This window comes from Streptomyces boncukensis (genome assembly GCF_011045075.1).
Taxonomy (GTDB): Bacteria; Actinomycetota; Actinomycetes; order Streptomycetales; family Streptomycetaceae; genus Streptomyces; species Streptomyces boncukensis.
The window spans coordinates 1-7,482 of the sequence record NZ_JAAKZZ010000374.1 but is presented as its reverse complement, the minus strand read 5'-3'; the positions used below and the strand labels follow the sequence as shown (position 1 = coordinate 7,482).

Genomic DNA, 7,482 nt, shown 5'->3' with positions numbered 1-7,482 from the left:
GGGTGGGCGCTGAGGCCGGAGCCGACGGCCCTGACGGTGCAATGGTCACTTGCGCTGCTCTCCCTCGCTCTGGGGCCGAGGGCGGGCACGGGGGCAGCGGCCGTGCGGGCATGCCGGATGGAGCCCCTGGAGGGCATGGCACGACCGCGGCGCGTCCTCCGGTCCACTCCACGAGACCCGGACGTACGTCACGCCGCCCGGCAGGCAATCGGGCTCGCGCCGTGCGGCGACGGGGCGGCACGGCGCATACCGCTGCGGGTCAGCCCCGGATTCACACCGGTGTTCCCCTGCGGCGGGCGGCTCGGAAGAGCATACATGTTGTGGTGGACTGCTGAAGCAGCCCCAGATGTTGTGTCGGCGTCATATCTCGCTGGACAGCTCCACGGTGAACGCCCACAGGGGAAGATCCGGGAGCGGCTCCCAGTCGCGGTGCGGGGCGCGGACGAAGCCCAGCCGGCCGTAGAGGCGGTGGGCCGTCGTCATCTCCGGCAGGCTGGAGATGACGACCCGCTCCCGCTGCCGCTCCCGGGAGCGGTCCAGGCAGGCCCGCACCAGCGCCTCGCCGACCCCGCGTCCGCGCGCCGCGCCGCTGACGGCGAGCATCCGGAACTCGGCCTCCCGCTCGTCCGCCAGCTCCGCGTACGGCCCGCCGTCCCCTACGTACGTCACACTGCCGAGCACCGTGCCCGACGGCTCGACGGCAACCAGCAGCTCGGCCTGCGCGGCGCGCTGCTCCGCGTCGCGCAGCACCGCCAGATAGGGGTCGGACGCGCCGAACTCCAGCAGCCCGTCGTGCAGATAGACATCGGCGGTCAGCTCTCCGGCGCGGGCGTACTCCTCCGGGCGCGCGGTGCGTATGGTGAAGTCCATGCGCCCAGTGTGCGCCGGGGCACTGACAGCGGGCGGGCCCGGTCAGCGCTCGCCGGACGCCTCCGCCGACACCGGGGCCCCACCGGGGTCCCCTAGGGGGTGTTTCGAAAGCCCCGCACGCCACCTGGAACGCCCGGCACGTGCTCTCGCCGCACCGGCTGAAAGCCCGAGTACGCCCAGTACGAGGGCTTTCACCCGGCACGCCGAGAGCACGCACCGGACGCCCCATGCGCCGCACGGGGCTTTCGAAACACCCCCTAGGCCCGCGCCGCGCCCGGCCGGGGCGCGTCGGCGGTGTAGTCGCCCGGACTCGTCTCGTCGTCCCCGTCCGGCGCCCTGAGGGCACGCAGCACGACCGTCAGCACCACGGTGACGAGCAGGTTGAGCGCGAAGGCCGTCAGCCCGATGTAGCCGGTCTCGCCGATCAGCGGGATGGTGTCGCTGCTGCCGCCGAAGTGCTTCTGGGTCGGGCTGGCGACGTGGTAGGCCGCGATCGTGCCGTACGCCATGCCGACCGCCCAGCCGCCGAGCAGCGCCCAGCGGTGGAACCAGCGGGTGAACAGGCCGCCCACCAGCGCGGGGAAGGTCTGCAGGATCCAGATGCCGCCCAGCAGCTGGAAGTTGATGGCCACGGTCTTGTCCATCGTCAGCACGAAGACCAGCGCGCCCACCTTCACCAGCAGCGAGGCCAGCTTGGAGACCCTGGTCTCCTGCGCGGGCGTCGCGTCCGGTTTGAGGAAGTCCTTGTAGATGTTCCTCGTGAAGAGGTTGGCCGCGGCGATCGACATGATCGCGGCCGGTACCAGGGCGCCGATGCCGATGGCCGCGAAGGCGACGCCCGCGAACCAGTCGGGGAACATGTTCTCGAAGAGCTGGGGGATGGCCAACTGCCCGTTGTCCACCGTGATCCCGGCGGCGATGGCCATGAAGCCCAGGAGCGCCAGCATGCCGAGCATCAGCGAGTACAGCGGCAGGATCGTGGTGTTCCTGCGGATCACCTCGCGGCTGCGGCTGGAGAGCGTCGCCGTGATCGAGTGCGGGTACATGAACAGCGCGAGCGCGGAGCCGAACGCCAGTGTGGCGTAGGCCCACTGCGCGCCCTCCCCGGGCGCCAGCGCGCCGCGCGGCTCGCCGGTATCCGGGTTCGTCTGGGCGAACGCGTCGCCCGCCTTGGCGAAGATCTCGCCGAAGCCGCCGAGCCGGATCGGGATGTAGATGATCGCCACGGCGATCACGATGTAGATCAGCGCGTCCTTGACGAAAGCGATCAGCGCGGGCGCGCGCAGCCCGGAGGAGTAGGTGTACGCGGCCAGCACGCCGAAGGCGATCAGCAGCGGCAGGTCCTTGACGAACCAGTTGGTCGACTCGCCGCCGCCCACGCCCATCACGTCCAGCACGGCCTGGATGCCCACCAGTTGCAGTGCGATGTAGGGCATGGTGGCGAGGATGCCGGTGAGCGCCACCGCGAGGCTCAGCCCCTTGGAGCCGAAGCGCCCGCGGACGAAGTCCGAGGTGGTGACGTAGCCGTGCCGGTGGGACACGGACCACAGCCGGGGCAGGAAGGTGAAGATCAGCGGGTAGACGAGGATGGTGTACGGCACGGCGAAGAAGCCGGCGGCCCCCGCGGCGTAGACGGCCGCCGGTACGGCCACGAATGTGTAAGCGGTGTAGAGGTCGCCGCCCAGCAGGAACCAGGTGACCCAGGTGCCGAAGCTGCGTCCGCCGAGCCCCCACTCGTCCAGCGTGTCGGCGTCCGCGGCCTTCCGCCAGCGCGCGGCCAGGAAGCCCATGACCGTGACGGCGGCGAAGAAGAAGATGCAGACGGCGAGTGCGACGCCGTTCACGCCGTCCTTCACTCCCGCTCACCCCCCTCGGGCCTCCCTGCGACGCGCCCGCGCTGCTCACGGCGCACCAGGACGTACGCGGTGGCGGTGAGGGCGGTGGAGATGCCGACCCACAGCATCTGGTACCAGTAGAAGAAGGGGATCCCGGCGAACTTCGGTTCGATGCGGGCGTACGAGCCGACCCAGAGCATGGCGACGAAGGGAGCCAGCAGGCACAGCCCCGCCACCACCCGGGTCGGTGTCACGGCGGCCCGGACCGGAGCGGTCCGCTGCCGCTGGTGGGGTTCCGGCATCGCTGACGCCCCTCCCGTCGCTGGTGATCACTCAGCCGTGCGGGAGGAATCTATAGCGAGCGGCTCGTCCCGCGTCACCCCTGGCCGGATATCGGTACGGACACGGTGGGCACCCGGTCCGGCGGTGATCGGGGCGGGCCTCTGCCCGTCTCAGCCTGTGTGCGGGCGCTCCAGGTTGGCGACGAACTTGTAGCGGTCGCCCCGGTAGACCGAGCGGACCCACTCCACCGGCTCGCCCGCTGTGTCCCGCGAGTGCCGGGAGAGCATCAGCATCGGCAGCCCGACGTCGGTGCCCAGCAGGCCCGCCTCGCGCGGGGTGGCCAGGGAGGTCTCGATGGTCTCCTCGGCCCGCGCCAGATGGACGTCGTAGACCTCGGCGAGCGCGGTGTAGAGCGAGGTGTACTTCACCAGGCTGCGGCGCAGCGCGGGGAACCGCTTCTGCGACAGATGGGTGGTCTCGATGGCCATCGGCTCGCCGCTGGCCAGCCGGAGCCGCTCGATGCGCAGCACGCGCCCGGCGGGCGGGATGTCCAGCAGCCCGGCGAGCCGGTCGTCGGCGGTGACGTAGCCGATGTCCAGGAGCTGCGAGGTGGGCTCCAGGCCCTGGGCGCGCATGTCCTCGGTGTAGGAGGTGAGTTGGAGGGCCTGGGAGACCTTGGGCTTGGCGACGAAGGTGCCCTTGCCCTGGATCCGCTCCAGCCGCCCCTCCACGACCAGCTCCTGCAGGGCCTGGCGCACGGTCGTACGCGAGGTGTCGAACTCGCTTGCGAGGGTGCGCTCCGGGGGGACGGGGGTGCCCGGCGGCAGGGTCTCGGTCATCTCCAGCAAGTGCCGCTTGAGCCGGTAGTACTTCGGGACGCGCGCCGTGCGGGCGCCGGATCCGTTGCCGCCGGAGGGCCGGCTCCCGTCCGGTTCCGCCGCGGCGCCTGACGCCGCCGGCGGGGCGACCGCGCTCCCGTCCGTACCCATGGCACGCCTTTCCGACTCGTGTCGTGCTGCCGTCACCGGCTTCCTCCGTGTGTCTAGCGGCTCACATCGTGGCACGGGCCGGGCCTGGGCGCGCTTCCCAGCTCAGATGTCGTTCCGATAACGGAAGTGACAGCGAGCTTTATACACCGTTGACACCCCTAAAGGTCTAGGCCAAGCTCTGCACACTGGTCTAAACCATTAAAGACCACTTCCAGTGTGCAGGGGAGGATGCTGTGAAACGTGGACTCATAGCCGCGACGGGTGTCGCGGCTCTGGTGGTGAGTGTCGCGGCCTGTGGGTCCGACGACGACAACAAGGAGTCGGGCCCCGAGGACTGGAAGGGCCAGACTCTCACGCTGTGGGCCATGGACGGGTCCACGGCCGACCAGTGGACCGAGGACGTCAAGAAGGACTTCGAGAAGAAGACCGGGGCCAAGCTCAAGCTTGAGGTCCAGCAGTGGAACGGCATCCAGCAGAAGATCACGACCGCCCTCTCCGAGTCCGACCCGCCGGATGTCATCGAGGTCGGCAACACCCAGACTCCCGCCTACGCCAAGACCGGCGGCCTCGCCGATCTGAGCGACCTGAAGAAGGATATCGGCAAGGACTGGACGCCTTCCATCAACAAGTCCGCTGTCTACGAGGGCAAGCAGTATGCCGCGCCGTGGTTCGCGCTCAACCGCGTCGTCCTCTACAACAAGAAGATCTGGAAGGAAGCGGGTATCGAGGGCACGCCCAAGACCCGTGAGGAATTCTTCAAGAACCTTGCACAGATCGAGAAGAAGACCGACGCCGAGCCCATCTACATGGCCGGGCAGAACTGGTACTTCTTCGACGGGCTGCTCATCGGCAAGAAGGCCCAGCTCGTGAAGAAGGACGGCGACAAGTGGGTCTCCAACCTCGCCGACCCGAAGGTCGGCGAGGCCATGGACATCTACAAGAAGTACGCCTCCTACTCCAAGGCCCCCAAGGACAAGGACGAGGCCACCCCGCAGCAGGCCGAGGTCTTCGCCAAGGGCAAGACCGGCGCGTTCATCGGCATGTCCTGGGAGGCGGCCACCGCCGTCAAGGCCAACAAGGACATCGAGAAGGACATCGGCTACTTCACCATTCCGGGCGACACCGCGGCCAAGCCCGAGGGTGTCTTCCTCGGCGGCTCCAACCTCGCGGTGGCCGCGGGCAGCAAGAAGCAGGGGCTGGCGAAGGAGTTCCTGAAGATCGCGATGTCCGACAAGCACGAGGGCGCGCTCGCCAAGGAGAACGGCGTCATCCCGAACAAGGAGTCGCTGGAGTCCAACCTGGAGGGCAACAAGGCCGCCGAGGCCGCCGCGCCCGCCGTCAAGGGCGGCGGCCTGACACCGCTGATCCCCGAGTGGGGTGCCGTGGAGAACCCGCCCAACCCGATCAAGCGGTATATGACCTCCGTGCTCAACGGAAAGTCGCACGCCGACGCCGCCAAGGCTGTCGAGGGCGAGATGAACAAGAGGCTCAGCCAGAAGCAGTGAACAAGGGCGCGTGGCGAGGGGGTGTCAGACACCGCCTGGGGGGTGCGCCGCCGCTCCCTCGCCGCGGCGGGCGGGTGAACGGTTCGTGAGTGGGAGCGTAGATCTGGATGTCTGTGCAAACGGGTAAGGCGCCACCCGACGGCAGGGTGCCGACAAGGCCGCTGAAGGGCGGCGCTGCGCCGCCCGGCGGCCGGGCGCCGCGGGTGAAGGCGGGTCTGCCCTACCTGATGCTGCTGCCCGCGCTGGCGGCCACCGCCGTGTTCCTCGGCTATCCGATGGTGCAGAACGTCATCCTGTCGTTCCAGAACCTCAATATGACGCAGCTGATCCAGCACGTCACCGAGTGGACCGGTTTCGGCAACTACCAGGACGTCCTGGGCAGCGAGGAGTTCTGGCGGGTCACCCTCCGGTCGGTGATCTTCACCGCCGTGAACGTGGTGACCATCATGGTCGGCGGCACCCTGACCGGGCTGCTGCTGGCGCGGCTCGGGCCGAAGATGCGGCTGCTGCTGTCCATCGCCCTGGTGCTCGCCTGGGCCATGCCGATCATCGCGGCGACCACCGTCTACCGCTGGCTGTTCGCGCAGCGCTTCGGCGTCGTCAACTGGGTGCTGGCCGAGCTGGGCTTCGACTCCATGGCGGACTACAACTGGACCGGCTCCCAGCTGTCCACCTTCTTCGTCATCTCGCTGCTGATCACCTGGACGTCGATCCCGTTCGTCGCGATCAACCTCTACGCGGCGACCACCACCATCTCGCGCGAGCTGTACGAGGCGGCGGCGCTGGACGGCGCCGGGGCCTGGAAGAGCTTCACCAGCGTGACGTACCCGTTCCTGAAGCCGTTCCTGCTCGTCGCCACGTTCCTCGAAGTGATCTGGATCTTCAAGGCGCTGCCGCATGTCTTCGCGATCAACGAGGGCGGCCCCGACCGGCTCACCGAGACGCTGCCCGTGTACGCCTTCGTCGAGGGCGTCGGCAACCAGCACTACGGGACGGGCGCGGCCATCTCCATGCTCACCATCCTGATCCTGCTGGCGCTGATGTCGTACTACCTGCGCATCGTGCTCCGCCAGGAGGACCTCGACGAAGGGGAGGACCAGAAGTGAGGAAGTCCCTCTCCGCGCGGATCTGGCCCAACGCCGCGGCGCTGGTGCTCTTCGTCGCCTTTATCTTCCCCGTGTACTGGATGTTCAACACGGCGTTCAAAGAGAACGGCGACATCGTCAGCGAGAACCCGGTCTGGTTCCCCGTCTCCCCGACGCTGGAGCACTTCAGGACCGCCGTCAACGCGGACAACTTCTGGATCCTCGTGCGGAACTCGGTCACCGTCACCGTGCTCGCCGTGCTGTTCTCGCTGGTGCTGGCGCTGTTCGCGTCGTTCGCCATCGCCCGGATGCGGTTCAAGGGCCGCAAGGGCTTCATCCTGACCTTCATGATCGCGCAGATGGCGCCATGGGAGGTCATGGTGATCGCCATCTATATGATCGTGCGCGATGCCGACATGCTGGACAGCATCGTCCCGCTGACCCTCTTCTACACCGTCATGGTGCTGCCGCTCACTGTGATCACGCTGCGCAACTACGTCGCGGCGGTGCCCAAGGACCTGGAGGAGTCCGCGATGGTGGACGGCTGCACCCGGCTGCAGGCGTTCCGGCGGGTCATCTTCCCGCTGCTGGCCCCCGGCCTGATGGCGACCTCGCTCTTCGGCTTCATCACGGCATGGAACGAGTTCCCGATGGTGATGGTTCTCAACAAGGATCCCGAGGCGCAGACCCTGCCGCTGTGGCTGTCCAAGTTCCAGACCGCGTTCGGCGACGACTGGGGCGCCACCATGGCCGCCGCGTCCCTGTTCGCCGTCCCGATCCTGCTGCTCTTCCTCTATCTGCAGCGCAAGGCGGTCAGCGGCCTCACCTCCGGTGCGGTGAAGGGATAGGCCGCGGGTACGCACCCGGCCGGACACAGTGAAGGGACAACGCGCCAGATGACCACCCCGCCCCGCCC

Annotated in this window: 7 protein-coding genes; 3 read left to right on the top strand and 4 right to left on the bottom strand. The window is 68.4% G+C overall.

Going from position 1 to position 7,482, the window contains the following annotated elements; translation table 11 throughout:
- Positions 1-360: 360 nt before the first annotated feature.
- The 4 genes from G5C65_RS27115 to G5C65_RS27100 form a co-directional block, all read right to left on the bottom strand.
- Positions 361-870 (bottom strand): GNAT family N-acetyltransferase, encoded by a 510-nt coding sequence (locus G5C65_RS27115; protein WP_165301571.1) that lies wholly within the window; start codon positions 868-870, stop codon positions 361-363.
- 257 nt (positions 871-1,127) lie between these two features.
- Positions 1,128-2,726, bottom strand: a complete 1,599-nt coding sequence (gene mctP / locus G5C65_RS27110; RefSeq protein WP_165301569.1) for a monocarboxylate uptake permease MctP — start codon at positions 2,724-2,726, stop codon at positions 1,128-1,130.
- Entirely contained in the window at positions 2,723-3,007 is a 285-nt protein-coding gene (locus G5C65_RS27105) for a DUF3311 domain-containing protein (protein ID WP_165301567.1), read from the bottom strand. The genes mctP and G5C65_RS27105 overlap by 4 nt, the downstream gene beginning before the upstream one ends.
- A 150-nt stretch (positions 3,008-3,157) precedes the next feature.
- Positions 3,158-3,976, bottom strand: coding sequence for a GntR family transcriptional regulator (locus tag G5C65_RS27100; protein WP_165301573.1), 819 nt, complete (start codon positions 3,974-3,976; stop codon positions 3,158-3,160).
- Positions 3,977-4,209: 233 nt separating this feature from the next.
- Here G5C65_RS27100 and G5C65_RS27095 point away from each other — a divergent pair, with 233 nt between their 5' ends.
- The 3 genes from G5C65_RS27095 (at position 4,210) to G5C65_RS27085 (ending at position 7,414) form a co-directional block, all read left to right on the top strand.
- Entirely contained in the window at positions 4,210-5,481 is a 1,272-nt protein-coding gene (locus tag G5C65_RS27095) for an extracellular solute-binding protein (protein WP_165301565.1), read from the top strand.
- Between the two features lie 107 nt (positions 5,482-5,588).
- Positions 5,589-6,587, top strand: a complete 999-nt coding sequence (locus G5C65_RS27090) for a carbohydrate ABC transporter permease (RefSeq protein WP_165301564.1) — start codon at positions 5,589-5,591, stop codon at positions 6,585-6,587.
- Positions 6,584-7,414 carry an ABC transporter permease subunit gene (locus tag G5C65_RS27085; RefSeq protein ID WP_165301563.1) on the top strand — a complete coding sequence of 277 codons (831 nt, stop codon included), beginning with the start codon at positions 6,584-6,586 and terminating at the stop codon, positions 7,412-7,414. Before G5C65_RS27090 ends, G5C65_RS27085 begins: the two co-directional genes overlap by 4 nt.
- Positions 7,415-7,482 lie beyond the last annotated feature (68 nt).